The 19,391-nt window shown below is 65.8% G+C and carries 19 protein-coding genes; 11 read left to right on the plus strand and 8 right to left on the minus strand.

The features are described 5' to 3' along the window. Positions 1 to 63: 63 nt before the first annotated feature. Positions 64 to 1,764, minus strand: a complete 1,701-nt coding sequence (locus tag RSO01_RS28390) for an N-acyl-D-amino-acid deacylase family protein (protein ID WP_147153849.1) — start codon at positions 1,762 to 1,764, stop codon at positions 64 to 66. 70 nt (positions 1,765 to 1,834) lie between these two features. Between RSO01_RS28390 and RSO01_RS28395 the strand changes: the two genes are divergently transcribed. The 4 genes from RSO01_RS28395 to RSO01_RS28410 all read left to right on the plus strand — a co-directional run bounded on the left by RSO01_RS28395 (position 1,835) and on the right by RSO01_RS28410 (position 5,509). Next, the gene (locus RSO01_RS28395; protein ID WP_147153851.1) at positions 1,835 to 2,734 is read left to right on the plus strand and encodes an alpha/beta fold hydrolase; all 900 of its coding nucleotides are present in this window, start codon (positions 1,835 to 1,837) and stop codon (positions 2,732 to 2,734) included. Beyond that, positions 2,731 to 3,342, plus strand: a complete 612-nt coding sequence (locus RSO01_RS28400; RefSeq protein ID WP_147153853.1) for an NAD(P)-dependent oxidoreductase — start codon at positions 2,731 to 2,733, stop codon at positions 3,340 to 3,342. Before RSO01_RS28395 ends, RSO01_RS28400 begins: the two co-directional genes overlap by 4 nt. A gap of 123 nt (positions 3,343 to 3,465) precedes the next feature. Beyond that, a complete protein-coding gene (locus tag RSO01_RS28405) occupies positions 3,466 to 4,350 on the plus strand; it encodes a LysR family transcriptional regulator (RefSeq protein ID WP_147153856.1) in 885 nt (294 codons plus the stop codon). Between the two features lie 79 nt (positions 4,351 to 4,429). Further along, entirely contained in the window at positions 4,430 to 5,509 is a 1,080-nt protein-coding gene (locus tag RSO01_RS28410; RefSeq protein WP_147153858.1) for an NAD(P)H-dependent flavin oxidoreductase, read from the plus strand. A 135-nt stretch (positions 5,510 to 5,644) separates the two neighbouring features. Here RSO01_RS28410 and RSO01_RS28415 read toward each other — a convergent pair whose 3' ends face one another. From RSO01_RS28415 to RSO01_RS28430, 4 genes are all read right to left on the minus strand, one after another. Continuing rightward, a complete protein-coding gene (locus RSO01_RS28415; RefSeq protein ID WP_147153860.1) occupies positions 5,645 to 6,802 on the minus strand; it encodes a M20 family metallopeptidase in 1,158 nt (385 codons plus the stop codon). An 86-nt stretch (positions 6,803 to 6,888) separates the two neighbouring features. After that, complete coding sequence (locus tag RSO01_RS28420; RefSeq protein WP_147153862.1) at positions 6,889 to 7,806, minus strand: SDR family NAD(P)-dependent oxidoreductase; 918 nt, start codon at positions 7,804 to 7,806, stop codon at positions 6,889 to 6,891. Between the two features lie 144 nt (positions 7,807 to 7,950). Then, on the minus strand, positions 7,951 to 9,165 hold the full coding sequence (locus RSO01_RS28425) for a multidrug effflux MFS transporter (protein WP_147153864.1): 1,215 nt from the start codon (positions 9,163 to 9,165) through the stop codon (positions 7,951 to 7,953). Continuing rightward, entirely contained in the window at positions 9,162 to 9,890 is a 729-nt protein-coding gene (locus RSO01_RS28430; protein WP_147153866.1) for a transglutaminase-like domain-containing protein, read from the minus strand. Before RSO01_RS28430 ends, RSO01_RS28425 begins: the two co-directional genes overlap by 4 nt. Positions 9,891 to 9,926: 36 nt before the next feature. Between RSO01_RS28430 and RSO01_RS28435 the strand changes: the two genes are divergently transcribed. Beyond that, a complete protein-coding gene (locus RSO01_RS28435) occupies positions 9,927 to 10,427 on the plus strand; it encodes an SRPBCC domain-containing protein (RefSeq protein ID WP_147153868.1) in 501 nt (166 codons plus the stop codon). Here the strand turns inward: RSO01_RS28435 and RSO01_RS28440 are convergent, their stop codons facing one another. Genes RSO01_RS28440 through RSO01_RS28450 form a run of 3 tightly spaced genes read right to left on the minus strand, consistent with a single transcriptional unit; the run spans position 10,428 to position 12,572 of the window. After that, positions 10,428 to 10,898, minus strand: coding sequence for a PaaI family thioesterase (locus tag RSO01_RS28440; RefSeq protein WP_147153870.1), 471 nt, complete (start codon positions 10,896 to 10,898; stop codon positions 10,428 to 10,430). It lies immediately after the preceding gene. Further along, entirely contained in the window at positions 10,895 to 11,383 is a 489-nt protein-coding gene (locus RSO01_RS28445; RefSeq protein ID WP_147153872.1) for a PaaI family thioesterase, read from the minus strand. Before RSO01_RS28445 ends, RSO01_RS28440 begins: the two co-directional genes overlap by 4 nt. 10 nt (positions 11,384 to 11,393) lie before the next feature. After that, complete coding sequence (locus RSO01_RS28450; RefSeq protein ID WP_147153874.1) at positions 11,394 to 12,572, minus strand: acyl-CoA dehydrogenase family protein; 1,179 nt, start codon at positions 12,570 to 12,572, stop codon at positions 11,394 to 11,396. 161 nt (positions 12,573 to 12,733) lie between these two features. Between RSO01_RS28450 and RSO01_RS28455 the strand changes: the two genes are divergently transcribed. From RSO01_RS28455 to RSO01_RS28480, 6 genes are all read left to right on the plus strand, one after another. After that, the gene (locus RSO01_RS28455; protein WP_281291522.1) at positions 12,734 to 13,573 is read left to right on the plus strand and encodes a branched-chain amino acid ABC transporter permease; all 840 of its coding nucleotides are present in this window, start codon (positions 12,734 to 12,736) and stop codon (positions 13,571 to 13,573) included. Positions 13,574 to 13,580: 7 nt separating this feature from the next. After that, entirely contained in the window at positions 13,581 to 14,723 is a 1,143-nt protein-coding gene (locus RSO01_RS28460) for a branched-chain amino acid ABC transporter permease (protein WP_147153879.1), read from the plus strand. After that, the gene (locus RSO01_RS28465) at positions 14,720 to 15,478 is read left to right on the plus strand and encodes an ABC transporter ATP-binding protein (protein WP_147153882.1); all 759 of its coding nucleotides are present in this window, start codon (positions 14,720 to 14,722) and stop codon (positions 15,476 to 15,478) included. The genes RSO01_RS28460 and RSO01_RS28465 overlap by 4 nt, the downstream gene beginning before the upstream one ends. A gap of 4 nt (positions 15,479 to 15,482) precedes the next feature. Then, entirely contained in the window at positions 15,483 to 16,262 is a 780-nt protein-coding gene (locus RSO01_RS28470; RefSeq protein WP_147153884.1) for an ABC transporter ATP-binding protein, read from the plus strand. A gap of 28 nt (positions 16,263 to 16,290) precedes the next feature. Then, a complete protein-coding gene (locus RSO01_RS28475; RefSeq protein WP_147153886.1) occupies positions 16,291 to 18,123 on the plus strand; it encodes an AMP-dependent synthetase/ligase in 1,833 nt (610 codons plus the stop codon). A gap of 68 nt (positions 18,124 to 18,191) precedes the next feature. Then, on the plus strand, positions 18,192 to 19,376 hold the full coding sequence (locus RSO01_RS28480) for an ABC transporter substrate-binding protein (RefSeq protein WP_147153888.1): 1,185 nt from the start codon (positions 18,192 to 18,194) through the stop codon (positions 19,374 to 19,376). Positions 19,377 to 19,391: the final 15 nt, after the last annotated feature.

The raw sequence follows: 19,391 nt of genomic DNA on the forward strand, positions 1-19,391 counted from the left end.
ACCTAGCCTCTCCCCCTAACGGGGGAGAGGAACATGAGCGTCGCGGAGGAGCGCTTCACGAGACTACGCCCCGCCGTGCCGCAACAGGCGGCCCGAATGGGTGTTGGTCGGCCGGTCGTTGCGGATCGTGACCTCGCCGTTCACCAGCACGTACTTGTAGCCCTGGGCACGCTGCACGCGCCGCCATTCGCCGCCCGGCAGATCGTGCACGATCTCGTCGGGCATGACCCTGAGCCCGTCGAAGTCGTAGATCACGATGTCGGCCGGCGCGCCCTTCTTCAGCACGCCGCGACCGCGGAAGCCCGCGACCTCGGCCGGCAAGGCCGACAGGCGCCAGTGCACGTCCTCCAGGCTCAGCATCTTGTGCTCACGCACCACCTTGCACAGCGTCTCTGTGGGATAGCGGCCGGCGGTCAGGAACTTGGTGTGGGCGCCGCCGTCCGAGACGCCGAACAGCACGTAGGGGTCGTCGACCAGCTCCTTCAGATAGTCGATCCTGCCGTTGGGGGGAGCGGCGAAGAACTCGGTCTTGAGATCCTCCTCGACCGCCATGTCGAGCATGACGTCGACCGGATGCTTGCCCATCTTCTCGCCGGCATGGGCCAGCGTGTAGTCGAGCCACTTCTTGTTCTTGTCGAGCTTGGGCCCAATGATGGCGATCTGCGGCAACGGCCCCGTCGCCGTGATCGGCAGGTTGTCACGCAGCGCGGCGCGGCGTGCCGGATCAGAGAGCTTTGCCAGCCGCTCCTCGCGTGTGCCCGTCGTGGCGTCGCACCAGACCTGCGAATCGTCGAACAGGTTCCAGTCCTCGAAGGTGAAGGTGAAGCCCGCGTCGGTCGTCAGCCCTTGGCCTACAACGCGGATGCCGCGTTCGCGGCAGCTCCGCAGCCAGTCGAGCACGCGGCGATGGATGTGAGGCTTGTGATCGAAGGCCTGCACCACGTTCATGATGACCGGTCGGCCGCTGATGGTGGCGACTTCTTCGTAAAAGGCCTGGTCGTGGGCGTTGTCGCCCGAGACCAGCAGCATCTGCATGAAGCCGTCGTTGCGCTCGGCGAGGACCCGCGCGAGCTCGCGGCAGGTCTCGTCATGCATGACGTCGGTCGGCATGGCCGAGCCGTCGTGGTCGCGCTGCACGGCGGCCGGTCCGGTCGGCAGCATGCGCTGGGCCGACCAGCCGCAGGCGCCGGCGTCCATCGCTTCGTGCAGCAGGCGCCTGATCTCGGCATGCTGCTCCGGCGTCGGCAGCTTGCCCGCCTTGGCCGCCTCGAAGCCCATCACCCAGATCAGCAGCGGCGAGATCGGCATGTAGGGCAGGATGTTGACCGCCTTGGGCGCCGCCTCGACGCTGTCCAAAAAATCGGGGAAGGTCACCCAGTTCCAAGGCATGCCGGCCTTCATCGAGGCCATGGGGATCGCCTCGACGCGGGTCATGGTCAGCATGGCGCGGTCGCGCTCGGTCGGCCGCACGGGGGCAAAGCCGAACCCGCAATTGCCGATCACCACCGAGGTGATGCCGTGCCAGCTCGACAGCGTGCAGTAGGGATCCCAGAAGAGCTGTGCGTCGTAGTGCGTGTGCAGGTCGACGAAGCCTGGTGCCACGATCAGGCCACCGGCGTCGATCGTCTCGTCGGCCTCGCCGGCGCCGATCTGGCCGATCTCGGCAATCTTGCCGTCCTTGATGCCGATGTCGCCGCGAAAGCGCGGCAGGCGGCTGCCGTCGACGATCATGCCACCGCGGATCACGCGATCGAACCGGGCCATGTTTTCCTCCGTTTCGCCAAGCGTGAGCGCGGCCCTCCCCTCTGTCAACGCGTCGCGCTAAGCTCGCAGGATGAAACAGGATCGCGTCCGTACCGATGTGCTGGACATCGCCTTCGAAGAGCACGGCCCCTCGCACGGCCCGCCGGTCATCCTGCTGCACGGCTTCCCCTACGACGTGCGTGCCTACGACGAAGTCGCGCCGGCTCTGGCCAAGGATGGCTGTCGCGTGCTCGTGCCCTGGCTGCGTGGCTACGGGCCGACGCGCTTCCTGACCGCCTCGACCCTGCGCTCGGGCGAGCAGGCGGCGTTGGGTCACGATCTGCTGCAGTTCATGGACAAGCTCGGCATCAAGCGCGCCGCGCTCGTCGGTTACGACTGGGGCGGACGCGCCGCCTGCATCGCAGCCGCGCTCAAGCCCGAGCGTGTGCGCTGTCTGCTGAGCAGCGGGGGCTACAACATCTTCAACACCGCCGCCTTTGCGAACCCGGCCTCGGCCGAGCAGGAGCACCGCTTCTGGTACCAGTACTACTTTCATACCGAGCGCGGCCGCGCCGGGCTCACGAAGAACCGCCGCGATATCTGTCGGCTGCTGTGGAAGCTGTGGTCGCCGGAATGGCAGTTCGACGAGGCGACCTACGAAAAGAGCGCCGCGTCGTTCGACAATCCCGACTTCGTGGACGTGGTGATCCAGTCCTACCGCCATCGCTACGGCTACGCAGTAGGCGACCCGGCGTTGATGGGCATCGAAGCTGAGCTCGCCAAGCAGCCCAAGATCTCCGTGCCGACGATCAACCTGCATGGCGGGCACGACGGCGTGGGGCCCGCACCCGAACAGGACAATCAGGCCAAGAACTTCACCGGCCCCTATTCGCGGCGCCTGCTGCCGCGCATCGGGCACAACGTGCCACAGGAGGCGCCGGCCGAGACCGTCACCGCCCTGCGCGATCTTCTAAGGGAAACGACGCGATGAACATCGTTTTGGCTGGCGCGACCGGCAATATCGGCAGCCGCATCCTCGACGAGGCGCTGCGGCGCGGCCATCGCGTGACCGGCCTCACCCGCGATCCGGCCAAGCTCGGTGCGCGCGACGGTTTGCAGGCGAAGAAGGCGAACACGACCGACGTCGCAGCCTTCGCCGATGTCCTCAAGGGACACGACGCCGCGATCCTGTCGGTCAAGTGGAACGAGAACGACGTCCACCAGGTGCTCGACGCCTTGCGCAAGGCGGGTATCAAGCGCTGCCTGTTCGTCGTCGGCGCCGGCAGCCTTTTGCGCACCGACGGCCGCACGCATTTCGATCACATGGCCGAGAAAGGCATCCAGCCATCGACCTCCAAGCCCGCCGCGCTTGCCTTGGCCGAAGTGCAGAAGGTGGCGGACCTCGACTGGACGGCGATCTCGCCGCCCGCCTCGATCCAGCCTGGCGAGCGCACGGGCAAGTTCCGGCTCGGTCGCGACCACCTGCTCGAGGACGACAAGGGCAAGAGCGAGATCAGCCGCGAGGATTTCGCCATCGCCATCATGGACGAGATCGAGAAGCCCACGCACATCCGCCAGCGCTTCACGGCGGCTTACTAGAGATGCTTGCCACAGCGCGCCCTGTCATCCCGAGCGTAGCGAGGGACCTTTCCTGCGCCGCAAAGGCCCCTCGCTGCGCTCGGGGTGACAGTTTCGGCAATACTCACTAGCGAGAGGACGACGATGGACGCGGCCGACCTCAGGATCTTCTCAGCCGTCGCGCGCAGCGGCAGCATGAGCAAGGCTGCGGCCGAGCTCGGCACCGTGCAGTCCAATGTGACCGCGCGCATCCGGGCTCTCGAGGAGCGGCTGGGCGTGGACCTGTTCGAGCGCACCAATCGCGGCGCGACGCTCACGGCCGCTGGCCTGCGCTTGCGGCCCTTCGCCGATCGCGTCGCCGGACTGCTCGAGGATGCGAGGCGCGCCGTCACTGACGATGGTGCGCCGGCTGGCAACCTGGTCGTCGGCTCGCTCGAGACCACGGCGGCGCTGCGCCTGTCGCCCGTGCTTGCCGAATTCGTCGCCACCTATCCCACCGTCGATCTGTCGCTGCGCACAGGCACCACCCAGGAACTGATCGAACAGACGATCGAGCGCCGGCTCGATGGCGCCTTCGTCTGCGGACCGGTCGACCACGCCGACCTGGTGGCCGAGCCGTTCTTTCGCGAGGAGCTGGTCGTGCTGACCGCGCCCGACGTCGCCGACTTCGAAGCCCTGGCGCGGCAGGGCGGGCTCAGGATCATCGTCCTGCGGGCGGGTTGCTCCTATCGCCAGCATCTCGAGGCCTTGCTGGCGCGGCGCGGCATCGCCGGCGTTCGCCATCTCGAGTTCGGCACGCTCGAGGCCATCGTGAGCTGCGTCGGCGCGGGCCTCGGGGTGACATTGCTGCCGGAGGCGCTGATCGGCCCGGTGTGGCGGCGCGGCCGCGTGCGCGTCCACCATCTGCCGCCGGGTGAAGGCGAGGTCGAGACGGTCTTCATCCGCCATCGCGATGCCTACGCCTCGAGCGCGCTGCGTGCCTTCCTCGATTGCGCCCGCCCGATGATGGCCCGCCGCGCCGCAGAGTAGACGGCAATCGCCCGGAGCGATGGCGGCCATCTGATCAAAGCGCTACCTGCGGCCGTGGCCAATCCCTACCTTGGGGATCATGCCGACGTCCAACCCCCAGCTTACCCGCGCCGAGGCGTTCTGCGCTGCCTACGGCCTTCGCGTCCCCATCCTGCTCGCGCCGATGGCCGGCGCCTGCCCTGCGTCGCTCTCGATCGCCGTCGCCAATGCCGGCGGCCTCGGAAGCTGCGGCGCCCTGCTGATGCAGCCCGCTGCCATAAAAGCCTGGGCGGCCGAGGTCCGTGCCGGCAGCAACGGCGGCTTCAATCTCAATCTCTGGATTCCCGATCCGCCACCGATGCGCGACGCCGCGGCCGAGGATGCCGTGCGCTCATTCCTTGGCGGCTGGGGACCGGAGGTGCCGCGCCAGGCGGGCGACGTCAGCCCGCCCGACTTCGCCGCCCAGTGCGAGGCGCTGCTGGAGGTCGGACCGACCATCATCTCGTCGATCATGGGCGTCTATCCTGCTGCTTTCGTCGAGCGCATGAAGGCCCAAGGCATAAAGTGGTTCGCCAATGCCACAACCGTGGCCGAAGCCAAGGCGGCGGAGGCGGCGGGCGCCGACGTGATCGTGGCCCAGGGCATGGAGGCCGGCGGCCATCGCGGCGCTTTCGATGCCGCCAAGGCGCCGACCGAGCTTGTCGGCTTGTTCGCGCTCCTGCCGGCGATCGTCGACGCAGTGAAGGTCCCGGTGGTCGCGACCGGCGGCATCGCCGATGCACGCGGCATTGCCGCGGCGCTGATGCTCGGCGCGTCAGCAGTGCAGATCGGGACCGGCTTTTTGCGCTGCCCCGAGGCCAAGCTCGCTCCGGCCTGGGCCGACGCCATCGGCCGCACCCTGCCCGAACAGACCCTGCTCACGCGCGCCTTCTCCGGACGTCCCGGCCGTGCCGTCGCCACGGCCTATGCGCGCGCCGCCGCGGCATCCGATGCACCGAACCCGGCGCCTTATCCTGTGCAGCGCGGCCTCACCCAGGCGATGCGCGATGCCGCGGCCAAAACCAACGACATCGACCGCATGCAAGCCTGGTCGGGCCAGTCAGCGCGGCTGGCCATGGCCAAGCCCGCCGCCGACGTCGTGCACGAGCTGTGGAGCGGCGCGCAGGCGTTGCTGCGTTAGTTTCTTCCGGACCGCCGGCCTCGCCCTGTCATCCTGAGCGAAGCGAAGGATCTCATGCCGGTTGCAAGCGGCGATGAGGTCCTTCGCTTCGCTCAGGACGACATGAATCGCCTGCGGTCCGGAGGAGCATGAACGTTACTCCAGCGTCTCGAGAAGCCGCGTGCAGAGATAGGTGCGCGGCACCAGCGACGAGTAGTAGATCTGCTCGAAGGCCGCGTGCGCGCCCTTGCCGTCGGCGCCGAGGCCATCGAGCGTGGGAATGCCGAGTGCCGCGGTGAAATTGCCGTCGCTGCCGCCGCCGGTCAGCGGCACGTCAAGAAGCTCCTTGCCGATCTCGCGATAGATCGCCTGCGCCTTCTCGAACAACGCCGAAATGCCGGCGTCCTTCTGGTACGGCGGCCGGTTCATCTCGCCTTCCACCTTGAGCGTTACGTCCTGGCCGATCGGCTCGAGATTCAGGAACCAGTGCGTCATCTCCTCGGCGAGCTGCTGGCTCGGCACACGCAGGTCGACCTCGATCTTGCATTCGGCTGGCACGACGTTGACGCCGCTGCCGCCCTGGATCAGGCCGACATTGCAGGTGATGCCACGCGCATAGTCGGTCTTGCCCTCGATACGCATGATTTGCTTGGCCATCTCATGGATGGCGCTGCGCCCGTCCTGATGGCGCACGCCGGCATGGCTCGCCGTACCCTTCACCGTAAGGGTGAAACGGCCGACGCCCTTGCGCGAAGTGACGACGCGATCGCCATCGCGGCCGGGTTCCATCACCAATGCATACTTGTGCCCGCGCGCCGCTTCTTCGATGCGAGTGCGCGAGGTCGGGCTGCCGACCTCCTCTTCGGGAATGAACAGGAAGGTGACCGGCAGCTTGGTCTTCTTGCCCATGCGCATCAAATGGCGCAGCGCGTAGTAGGCAATATAGCCGCCCGCCTTCATGTCGTAAATGCCGGGCCCGAAGATGCTGTCGCCTTCGCGCCGGATCTTGAGGTCCCGCTCGATCATGCCGATCGGATGTACGGTATCGAGATGGGCCAGCACCAGGATGCCCTTGCCCTCACCGTGGCTCATCTCCGGCGTAGTCTTGCACTCCAGGATGTCGCCGAAGCCGTCACGGCCGGGAACACGCTCGAGCTTCAGCCCGAGATCGCGGAACTGGCCTTCGACGTGGTCGACCACCTTGTTGACCGACTTGCCGTCATGGCTCGGGCTTTCGATCGACACCCATTCGACGATGCCGGCGAGGACCTCGTCGGCTTCGATCTTCGGTTCGTTCTTGCGGGCCTCGGCCATTGGCATCTCACTCCATCGAAAAGCTTCACCCTGGGAGCGGCATGCCGCTCCCAGGGTGAGGTGTTGGGTTGCTGGTCGTTACTCGATCAGACGGGATCCCACGTAAAATACTCCGGCGAGCGCTTCATGTCGGTGAAGTAGGGCTTCATCGACGGCACGGCCTGCTCGGCGATCGCTTCCAAGGTCCAGCCCTCCGAGTTGTGCACCGAGCGCACAGGGCGGTTGGCGTTGAACAGCATGATCTCGTTCATGCGTACGCCGAAGATCTGCGAGGTGACGCCATCGGCGGCATCGCTCAGCAGGAACACCGCCATGGGCGCGATCTTGGCCGGCGTCATCTTCTTGGAGCGCTCCAGCCTCGCCTTCTGCGCGTCGGTGTCGGCAGGAATGGTGCCGATCATGCGCGTCCAGGCGAACGGCGAGATGCAGTTGGAGCGGACGTTGAACGCCGCCATGTCGAGGGCGATCGAGCGCGACAGACCGATGATGCCCATCTTGGCCGCCGAGTAATTCGCCTGGCCGAAGTTGCCGACGAGGCCCGAGGTCGAGGTGAAGTGCACGAAGGCGCCCGACTTCTGCTCCTTAAAGTAGTTGGCGGTGGCGCGGCTGACATTGAACGCGCCGTTCAGGTGCACATCGATCACCATCTTCCAGTCGACATGGCTCATGCGATGGAAGATACGGTCGCGCAGGATGCCGGCGTTGTTGATGACGCCGTCGATCTTGCCGAAGTTCTCGACCGCGGCCTTCACCATGCGCTCGGCGCCCGCCGGGTCGGCAACGCTGTCGCCGTTGGCCACGGCCTTGCCGCCCGCCGCCTTGATCTCGTCGACGACCTTCTGCGCCGGCGTGGTGCTGCCGCCGCCCTCGCCGTCGACCGCGCCGCCCAGGTCGTTGACCACGACGGCCGCGCCTTCCCGGGCGGCCAGCAGCGCCATTTCGCGGCCGATGCCGCCGCCCGCGCCGGTCACCAGAACGACCTTGTCCTTCAGCATGTTGGCCATCGTCTTCCTCCGTCATGAATTCCTGCTGCAGCATGTACATCAGGTGCGATGGCGGCGGGAAGCCTCACCGTCGCGACGTTGTCTGCCGTCCCGTTCTGGGATTTGCTCGGCGAAACCGGAGCCTGTTCGCGCCGGTCGAGATCGTCAGTCGGGCTTGACCGCATGCACCCGTGACGGCCGCAGCAGCCGGGCGCTGAGCACGGTCGCCAGCGCGAACGGCATCAGGCCGATCACCAATGGCATGGCGACGTAGCGGCTGCCGATGAGGGTGAGCACGGCGACGGTGACCGTGCCCATGGCACCCATGCCCATCTGGGCAAGGCCGGCCAGCGACGAGGCCGTGCCGGCGAGCTTGGGGAACATGCCGACGGCGCCGGCATTGGCGTTGGCCACGATCATGCCGGTGCCGAAGCTCAGCACCACGTGCGGACCGATGATTGCCCACCAGGTGACGACGCCGCTCAGCGACAGGACCGCCATGACCGACAGCGCCGCGACATGGAACCAGCCGGAGGCCCGCATGATGACGATGGGCGCGACGCGGCCGATCAGGCGGTTGTTCACGAACGTGCCGGCCGTGAAGCCGGCGACCGACAGCAGCACGATCAGGCCGAACTCCCGCGGTGAGAAGCCGAGATGGTCCTGCAGGATGAAAGGAACGCCCGCCAGCATGCCGAAGTTGATGGCGAAGGCGCAGCCCAAGGTCAGCACGTTGCCGAGGAACTGGCGCTCGCGCAGCATCTCGCCCGAGCCGCGCAGCAGATGGCCGAGATCGAGGCGGTCGTTGCGGTGCTTGTTGGTTTCCTTCAGTCCCATCAGCACGATGGCGAGCAGCAGCGTGCCGAAGCCGCCGACGAACCAGAAGGTCGCGCGCCAGCTTGCCCACTCGCCTAAGAATCCCCCCAGGGTCGGCGCCAGCGACGGCGCGATGTTCTGGCCGAGCGAGATCCAGCTCATGACCAGCGGCATCTCCTGGAAGGTGTAGGCATCGCGCGTCAGTGCGCGACCGATCACCGAGCCGGAGGCGGCGCCCAGCCCCTGCAGGATGCGCAGCCCGATCAGCCCGCCGATCGAGGGGGCGAAGGAGCAGGCGAAGGTCGCCGCGGTGAAGAAGATCAGCCCGCCCAGAAGCACCGGGCGGCGGCCGAAGCGGTCGCTGAGCGGGCCATAAAATAGCTGGCCGACGGCGAAGCCCAGCATGTAGGTGGTGAGCGTGAGCTTGACACTCTCGGCACCGGCGCCGAGCGATGCGCCGACCGAAGGCATCACGGGCGTGTAGATGCTCATGGTCAACGGGCCAAAGCTGCCCAACGCCACCAACAGGGCGACGTAGCCGAAGGAACGCGGAGTAAGACTCACTTCTTGGCGGCTTCTGCAGCGCCTTCCGCGCCGAAATCGCCGCCCACAGCCATCTCCTCCTGGGCACGCGTCATGCGGGGATAGTAGTGACGAAAAGCGGAGCGGATCTCGTCGAACGGGATGTCGGCGAAGACACCGCGATAGGCGAGATATTCCATGTGGCGACGGCCGCTCAAGTCAAACGGGTGATAGATCGAATCCGTGGCCGCATCCCAGTCGAGCGGCTTCAGGCCGAAGCGCTCGGTCAGTTCCTTGTTGAAGGCGGGCGTGGCCTTGATCCAACGCCCGTCGAGCCAGACCTCGGTGTAGCCGTGATAGTAGAAGGTGTCGGAGCCCATCAGGTCGGATAGCCGCTTGGTGGTCATGTGATTACGTACGTCGGCGTAACCGACGCGCGCCGGGATACCGACGGCGCGGCACACCGCCGCCATCAGCCCCGCCTTGTTCACGCAATATCCATGCCCCGATCCGAGCGTCGTGCTGGCGCGATAGGCCTCCCGCTTCATCGGCGTGTTGTAGGGGTCGTAGCGCAGGTCGTCGCGCACGGCGTAGTAGAGGCGCAGCGCCTTCTCACGATCCCCACCCGCGCCCGCGACCTGCCTTGCATAGGCCGCGATCTTGGGGTGGTCTGAATCGATCAGGGCGCTCGGTCGCTGGTAGGCCTCGAAATCGGAGCCGTCCCGCACTACGTCATCGCGGTCGGTCCTGAGGGAGTCATAGTCCATGCCGGGCGTTGTCTACTGTACCTGCGGGAAAAGTACATGAGCCACGACGCGCATTTCACGCATGCGCATATGGTGCGCTTCGACCGGCCGCTGGCGGCGACGCCGAAAAAGGTATGGGCCGTCCTGACCGATTTCACGCGCCTGCCGGGCTGGTATGGCGGCGACAGCGGGCTGGAGGGCGGAGAAGGCGGCGTCGTGCGGCTGATGGGCGGCCACATTCGCGGAACCGTCACGCATTGGCAGCCACCGCGCAAACTCAGCTACAGCTGGAACGTGTTCGGCACGAACGACGAGCGCTCGCCCTATCCCGAATCGTATCTCACGCTCGAGCTCAGCCCGCAGGGCGACGGCACGATGCTGGCGCTCACCCATCTGCCGGTGCTCGAGCCGTTCGAGAAGGTGAACGCCATGGGCTGGCACACCTTTCTCGACATGGTCGAGGCCGCCGTGACCGGCGCACCGGTCGAGCCGCGCGAGGTCTACATGAAGCGCAACGCTGAGCGCTACGGCGTCGATCTCAACAACATGCCGCGCTGACTACAGAGACGGCGGTGCGTCGTCGGACTTGATCAGGAAGTGGGCGTTGGCCGTGGCGACCGGCTTGGCGCGATCGTCCTGCCAGGCCTCGGCATAGACGTTGACCATGCGGCGGCCCTGCTTGGTCACCTTGGCGCAGGCGATGACGTCGACCGGCCGCGCCGAGCGCAGATAGTCGACGGTGATGTTGACGATCTTCGGCACGGTCTCCGTCTCGGTCTCCCACAACAGATGGAAGATCGCGGCCATCTCCAGCATGGCGCCCAAGGTGCCGCCATGGATCGCCGGCAGGAAGGTGTTGCCGATGAGGTCCTCGTGATAGCGCATGCGCGTCAAAAGCTCGCCGGTGCCGTTCTCCGGCGCGATGCGCATCCAGCGTGCATAGGGGATCGCCTCGGCAAGCTTGGCGACGTCGCCGGACTTGCGGACCTCGGCCAAGCGCGCCATCAGCGGATTTGGCAGAGTGCTCATGGCTTGACCTCGGCGCCGATGGTCTGCGGCCGCGTCACCTCGCCCTTGGTGCCCAGCATGAAGGTGCCGGCCGCCGCCGCGATCGGATCCTTGGGATCGCCGTGATGGGCGAAGGCGCGGGTGAAGGCGACCGAGTGCGTGACGCGATAGCACTCGGCTTCGGCGATCACCGCCTTGCCCGGAGTCGCCGGCCGCACATAGTCGATGCGCAGGTCGAGGGTCGCGAAGGGCTTCGGCTCGCTCAGCATGGTCGCCACCGACATGCCGCAGCAGCTGTCCATCAGCGCCGTCAACGGGCCGCCCGCCAGCACGCCGGTCTCGGGGTTGCCGACCAGCTCCTCGCGCCAGTCGAGCTGCATGGAGCCGAAGCCGCGGCGCACCGCGATGATCTTCAGGCCCAGCGCCTTGCTGTGCGGGATGGTGTCGGAGAACCACTGCTGGAAGAAGACAATGCGCTGGTCGGGGTCTTTCAAGGGACTGCTCATGGGGGCCCTTCTACAATCCCATCTGGCGCGCGGCGAGGTCCTTCATGATCTCGACCGAGCCGCCGCCGATCGCCATCACCTTTGTCTCACGGTAGATGCGCTCGACCTTGGCGCCGCGCAGGTAGCCTGCGCCGCCGAACACCTGCATGGCCTCGTTGGCGCAGAACTCCATGGTCGAGGTCGCGAGGTTCTTCAGCATGCAGATTTCCGCCACCGGCTTCTCGCCCTGGGACACGCGCCAGGCCAAGAGCTCGAGCGTCGACTTCACGGCGTTGATGCGCATGGCCATGTCGACCAGGCGATGGCGCACCACCTGGTTGGCGATCAGGGGCTTGCCGAAGGTGTGGCGCTCGCGGGCATAGGCGATCGACTCGTCGAGGCAGACCTTGGCGTAGCCGCACGCGCCGGCCGACATGCCGAGCCGCTCCTGGTTGAAGTTCAGCATGATGCCGATGAAGCCCTTGTTCTCCTGGCCGATCAGGTTGTCGACCGGCACCCGCACATTGTCGAAGAAGAGCTGCGCGGTGTCGGACGCCCACCAGCCCATCTTCTTGAGCTTGGTACGGCCGAAGCCTTCGCGGTCGCGCTCGATCAGGAGCAGCGACACGCCGCCGGCGCCCGGTCCGCCGGTGCGCACCGCCACGGTGTAGTAGTCGGCGCGCATGCCCGAGGTGATGAACATCTTGGAGCCGTTGACCACGTAATGGTCACCCTCGCGCCGGGCCGTCGTCTTGAGGTTGGCGACGTCCGAGCCACCCGACGGCTCGGTGATGGCGAGCGCGCTGATCTTCTCGCCGGCCAGAACTTCGGGCAGGACCCTGCGCTTCATCCATTCCGGCCCCAGCGCCGCGATGGGCGGCGAGCCGATCGTGTGGCTGTTCAGGCTGGCATTCAGTCCGCCGCTGCCGTGGCGCGCCATCTCCTCGGCCTTGACGATGCCGAAGAAGGGATCGGTCGGCACGCCGCCATATTCCTCGGGAAAACCAAGCTGCAGCAGGCCCGCCGCCGACGCCTTGCGGTAGAGCTCGCGCGGGAACTCCTCGGCCTCGTCCCACTGGTCGACATAGGGCATGAGCTCGCGGTCGACGAAGCGCCGGACCGTCCGCCGAAAAGCCTCGTGTTCTTCTGTATAAAACGGGCTGAGCGGCGCCACCTCGGGCAGATGCTTTAACGAATCGGTAACGGCCATCGGCCTTCTCCTCGGTCCCGTCGTTTCACGTAGTGGATCATCGTATCGCGCGTTGACAGCGCTAAACAGCCGTTCATATTTGCAGGAAGAGAAGCGGCTACAGACCGCTCATATGCAGGGGACGGAAACTGGTTACTTTCTTTCAGCTTACCCTCAATGGGCTGGCCGTCGGCTGTATTTACGGTCTGGTCGCCCTGGGTTTCGTGCTCATCTACAAGGCGACCGAGCTGGTCAACTTCGCCCAGGGCGACCTTCTCATGCTGGGCGCCTTCATCGCCTATATGGCGGTGGTCTGGTGGGGGCTGGACTACTGGCTCGCCTTCCTGATCTCGGTGGTGACGATCGGCGTGTTCGGCGCCCTGCTGGACGCCACCATCCTGCGCAACGTCATCGGCCAGCCGCAGTTCGCCGTGGTCATGCTGACCATCGGTTTGGGCGCGATGTTCCGCACCTTTGCCAGCGTCACCTGGGGCTCGGAGATCTACACCCTGCCCACCCCGTTCGGCGGCGTGTGGCAGGTCGGCGGCGTCACGCTCAGCCACCAGTACATCTCGATCGTGGTCGGCACCTTGGTCCTGTGCGGCGCGCTCTACGCCTTCTTCAATCACACCCGCATCGGCGTCGCCATGCAGGCGACCTCGCAGAACCAGCTGGCCGCCTACTACATGGGCATCCCGGTGAAGCTGATCTTCTCGCTGATCTGGGCGATCTCGGCGGGAACAGCGGCCGCCGCCGGCATCCTGCTGGCACCGGTGACGCTGATCGACATCAACATGGGCCTGGCGGTGGCGCTGAAGGCCTTCGCCGCGGCCGTGCTAGGCGGCTTCGGCTCGATCCCGGGCGCGCTGGTCGGCGGCATCGTCATCGGCCTGATCGAGCTCTATGCCGGCGCCACCCTGCCCGACGGCTTCAAGGACACCGCGCCCTACATCGTCCTGCTGATCATGCTGGCGGTCAGGCCGCAGGGCCTGTTCGGCACGCTGGCGCGCAAGAAGGTGTAGGCGGGCCATGCGCTTCCAGTTCAAGACGTCCTACAACCAGGACATCCGCCTGTTCAAGGACAAGGTCGATGCCTCCTGGTACGGCCTGCTCGCGGTCGCGGTGCTGATCGTGCCGGCGCTGATGTCCGACTACTACGTCGGCGAGGCGACCTGGGTCTTCATCTATGCCATCGGCGGCATCTCCCTGATGGCGCTGGTCGGCTACACTGGGCTGGTCTCGCTGGGCCATGCCGCCTTCCTGGGCATCGGCGCCTACGGCCACGCCTATTTCCTGCAGCACGGCGTACCATGGGTCGTGTCGGTCACCCTGGCGGTGGCGATCACCACGGCGAGCGGCATCGTCGTCGGGCTCCCGGCGCTGCGCATGACGGGCATCTACCTCACCATCGCGACGCTCGCCTTCGGGGTGATCATCCAGGAAGTGTTCAGCCGCTGGGAATCGGTGACGCACGGCTTTGCCGGTATGCCGGTCGAGAAGCCCACGATCTTCGGCGTGCCGTTCCACGACGAGTGGTCCTTCTACTATCTCTGCCTGTTCTTCCTGGTGCTGGTGCTGTGGATGACGCGCAACCTGCTGCGCTCGCCCACTGGTCGCGCCTGGATCGCCATCCGCGACAGCGAGATCGCGGCCCAGTCGATGGGCGTCAACCTCGCGATCTACAAGTCGATCGCCTTCGCCTATTCGGCGGGGCTGATGGGGCTGGCGGGCGCGCTGTTCGCCCACAAGATCGCCTACCTGGCGCCCGACATCTTCACCATCCTGCTGTCGATCCAGTTCCTGCTGCTGGTGATCGTGGGCGGGTTGGGCTCGCTGCACGGCGCGGTGTTCGGCGCGATCTTCGTGGCGCTGCTGCCGCCCCTGATCGCCATCCTGCGCGATTCCATTCCGGCCAGCATGAACGACGCCGCCGCGGCCATGAACATCAAGCTGCTCGCCATCATCGGCGAGGGCATCGGCAATTTCCTCAAGAAACCCGGTGTCGAGGCCGGCATCTTCGGCCTCATCCTGGTGCTGGTAATCCTGCTCGAGCCGCTCGGCATGTACGGCCGCTGGGTCAAGATCCGCGTCTTCTTCTCGACCTTCCCGATGTATCGCGGCGCCACCTTCAAGCGACAGAAGAGCTACATGCGCTCGGAGCGCCTACGATGAGCTTCTTCTCCGTCGACAACCTCTCGATCAACTTCGGCGGCATCAAGGCCGTCGACGGCGTCACCTTCGACGTCAACAAGGGCGAGGTCTTCACCATCATCGGCCCCAACGGCGCCGGCAAGACCACGATCTTCAACCTGGTGAGCCGCATCTACCAGTCGACCGGTGGCAAGCTCACCTTCGACGGCACCGACATCACCAACGTGCCGCCGCATCGCATCGCGGCCCTCGGCATCGCCCGCACCTTCCAGAACATCGAGCTGTTCGAGCACGCGACGCTGCTGCAGAATCTGCTGCTGGCGCGGCACGCCCACAAGAAGTCGAACTTCTTCTCCGAGCTGATGTTCCTGCCGTCGGTGCGCCGCATGGAGCTCGAGCACCGCGAGGCCGTCGAGAAGGCGATCGACTTCCTCGACCTGCAGCAATACCGCGACAGCTTCATCGTCAACCTGCCCTACGGCGTGCGCAAGGTGACCGAGCTCGCCCGCGCGCTTTGCACCGATCCCAAGCTGCTACTGCTCGACGAGCCCTCCTCCGGCCTCAACGTCGAGGAGACCGAGGACATGGCCTTCTGGATCCAGGACATCCGCAACCTGCTCGGCATCACCGTGCTGATGGTCGAGCACGACATGAGCCTGGTCTCGGCGGTATCCGACCGGGTGCTGGCGCTGAACTACGGCCGACCGCTCGCCATGGGCACGCCGGGCGAGGTCCAGTCTCATCCCGAAGTCATTCGCGCTTACCTCGGCGGCTGAAGACATGACCGACACCCAACCGGTCCTCAAGGTCGCCAATGTCGAGACCTACTACGGGCCGATCATGGCCATTCGCGGCGTCTCCTTCGAGGTGCCCAAGGGCGGCATCGTCACCATCCTGGGCGCCAATGGCGCGGGCAAGACCACGGTGCTGAAGACCGTGAGCGGCGTCATGGATCCGCAGAAGGGCAGCGTACTGTTCGAGGGCCGTGAGGTCCGCGGCATGGATCCCGACAAGGTGATGCGGCTCGGCATGAGCCACGTGCCGGAAGGCCGCGAGGTCTTCCCGTTCCTCAGCGTGCGCGAGAACCTGCGCATGGGCGCCTACACCCGCAAGGATCCCGACGGCGTCGCCCAGGACCTCGAGACGGTGTTCGGCTACTTCCCGGTGCTGCGCGAGCGCGCCGAGCAGCGCGCCGGCTCGCTGTCGGGCGGCGAGCAGCAGATGCTGGCGATCAGCCGCGCGCTGATGGCGAGGCCCCAGCTGATGCTGCTCGACGAGCCCTCGCTCGGTCTTTCGCCGAAGCTGGTGAAGGACATCTTCGAGATCATCGTCCGCATCAACCGCGAGCGCGGCGTCACCATCCTGCTGGTCGAGCAGAACGCCAACATGGCGCTGCAGACCGCCGATTTCGGCTACGTGCTCGAGGTCGGCCGCATCGTCATGGCCGATACCTGCCAGCGGTTGCTGCAGAAGGAAGACATCAAGGAATTCTATCTCGGCATCAAGGAACAGGGCGCACGCGGCAAGCGGCGCTGGAAGAAACGCAAGACATGGCGCTGACCAGAGCTGGGCGATAAGGGAGAGCGTGATGGCGGGCAACGAGCGGATCGAAGTCGAAGGCTGCGACACGATTCCCAAGCTGTTCTGGCATCAGGTGAAGGCGCGCGGCGATCGCACCGCCTTCCGTGAGAAGGACCTCGGCATCTGGCGTGCCACGTCGTGGAGCGAGTACGGCGAGCGCGCCAAGGCAGCCGGCATGGGCCTGGTCAAGTTCGGCCTGAGCCACGGCCAGGTCGTGTCGGTGCTGGCCGAGACCGTGCCGGAGTGGCTCTACGTCGACATGGGCACGACGGCGGTGGGGGGCGTCAGCAACGGCATCTATCCGACCGATTCGGCCAAGCAGGTCGAGTACATCCTGAACGACAGCCGCACCCGCTTCCTGTTCGTCGAGAACGAGGAGCAGCTCGACAAGTTTCTCGAGATCCGCGAGCGCTGCCCCGATCTCATCAAGGTCTTCGTATTTGACATGGAGGGCTTGGCCGACTTCCAGGACCCCATGGTCATGGCGTTCGACGAGTTGCTCGAGCTCGGCCGCGCCTACGACAAGGCCAATTCGGGGTTGTGGGAGAAGCTGGTCGCAAGCTCGCGGGCCGAGGAGCTGGCGATCCTGGTCTACACCTCGGGCACGACCGGGCCGCCCAAGGGCGCGATGCTGTCTCACCGCAACGTCATCTTCCAGCTCAGCAACGCCGACGCCTTCATCCCGATCGAGAAGAACGGCGAGCAGCTCGCTTTCCTGCCGCTCTGCCACGTCGCCGAGCGCACCTTCACCGCCTTCCTGCCCCTGCGCTCCGGCGCCATCGCCAACTTCGCCGAGAGCGTCGAGACGGTGCCCGACAATATCCGCGAGGTGGCGCCGACGACGTTCTTCGCCGTGCCGCGCATCTGGGAGCGCTTCTATTCCGGCATCGCCATCCGCATGAAGGAGGCGACCTGGATCGGCCGCGCCGCCTACAAATGGGCGATCGGGTTGGGCCTCAAGGTGGCGGAGGCCGAGCTCGACGGCCGCAAGCCCGGGCCGTTTCTGAAACTCGGCCACGCCATCGCCGACTGGCTGGTGCTGGACAACATCAAGCGCGCCATCGGCTTGCATCGCGTGAAGTTCGCCGGGACCGGCGCCGCGCCGATCGCGCCCGACCTCATCAAATGGTACCGCGCACTCGGCGTCGACATGCGCGAGGTCTACGGCCAGACCGAGAATTGCGGCCTGGCGACCGGCATGCCCGACCGCATCAAGCTCGGCACCGTCGGCGTCACCGCACCGCACACCGAGACAAAGATCTCGGCCGAGGGCGAGATCCTGCTCAAGGGGCCGCACGTCTTCATGGGCTACCTCAACCAGCCGGAGAAGACCGCCGAGACCTTGCGCGACGGCTGGCTGCATACCGGCGACGTCGGCTATCTCGACAACGAGGGCTATCTCAAGATCACCGACCGCATGAAGGACATCATCATCACGGCGGGCGGCAAGAACATCACGCCGTCGGAGATCGAGAACCAGCTGAAGTTCTCGCCCTACATCTCCGATGCGGTGGTGATCGGCGACAAGCGCAAGTTCCTGTCGTGCCTGATCATGATCGACTACGACAACGTAGCCAAACATGCCCAGGACAACAACGTGCCCTTCACCGACTTCGCCTCGCTCTGCCGCACGCGCGAGGTCAACGACCTGATCTGGGCGGAGATCGAGCGGGTCAACCAGGGTTTCGCGCGCGTCGAGACGATCAAGAAGTTCCGGCTGATCGAGCAGCAGCTCACTGCCGAGGACGACGAGGTCACGCCGACCATGAAGCTCAAGCGCAAGTTCGTGAACGAGAAGTACAAGGGCATGATCGACGGCATGTATGCCGAAGCGGTGTAGCCCGCCATAGTCGTGTCAAAGGCGGGTCCCACTGATGGACGCCGCCATCACTAGGGAGAGTAAGTGTGATGCGTAGTGCGATGCATAAGTGGACATTCGTCAAGACTGCATTGGCTGCCACGGCGGCTGTGTCGCTGGCCACGCCGGCAGTGGCACAGACCCGCGGGGTGACCGCGACCGAGGTAACGTTCGGGATGCATACCGACCTGTCGGGCGTGGCCGCGACCTACGGCGTGTCGTCGTCGAACGGCGTCAAGATGCGCTTCGACGAGATCAACGAGCAGGGCGGCATCAACGGTCGCAAGCTCAAGGTGATCGTCGAGGACCAGGCCTACCAGGTGCCCAAGGCGGTTCAGGCCTGCAACAAGCTTATCAACCGCGACAAGGTCTTCGCCTTCGTGGCGCCGCTCGGCACGCCGATGAACAACGCCTGCTTCAAGGACCAGTTCGCGGTGGGCGTTCCCAATCTCTTCCCGCTGTCGGCGGCGCGCTCGATGTACGAGCCCTACGAGCGCCTGAAGTTCTACGGCGCCGCCTCCTACGTCGACCAGATCCGCTCCGGCATCGAGTACTTCGTCAAGCAGAAGGGCAAGAAGGCCGTCTGCGTGATGTACCAGGACACCGACTTCGGCAAGGAGATCCTGGAAGGCGCGGAGCTGCAGGCCAAGAAGCTCGGCATCAAGCTGGTGGCCACCGCCTCCCACAAGCCGACCGACCAGGACTTCACCGCGCCCATCACCAAGCTGCGTGACGCCGGCTGCGACCTCGTCGCCATGGGCACCATCGTGCGCGACACGATTGTGCCTTACACCACGGCGCGCAAGGCGGGCTGGACGGACGTCGCCTTCCTGGGGTCGTCGGCAGCCTATGACCTCGTGGTCGGCGCGGCACCAGGCATGGACGGCTTCTTCGGCATGGGCCTGACCGAGATGCCCTATGTCGACAGCAATGTCGCCTCGGTGAAGAAGTTCGTCGAGGACTACAAGAAGAAGTTCAACGTCGATCCCAACATCGGTGCGGTCTATGGCTACGTCGCCGCCGACCTCGCGGTGCAGGGCGTGAAGAACGCCGGCAAGGACCTGACGCTCGACAGCTTTATCAAGGGCATGGAAGCGATCAAGAACTACAAGGACATCTTCAACGGCCCGCAGGTCTCCTTCGGCCCCAACATCCGCCAGGGCGCCAACTCCTCGTTCCTGGCCGAGGTCAAGAACGGCAAGTGGACCCGCGTGACCGAGCCGCTCGGCTTCTAGCCCGCAGGCGCCAAG

The organism is Reyranella soli, from assembly GCF_007992495.1.
Lineage (GTDB): Bacteria > Pseudomonadota > Alphaproteobacteria > Reyranellales > Reyranellaceae > Reyranella > Reyranella soli.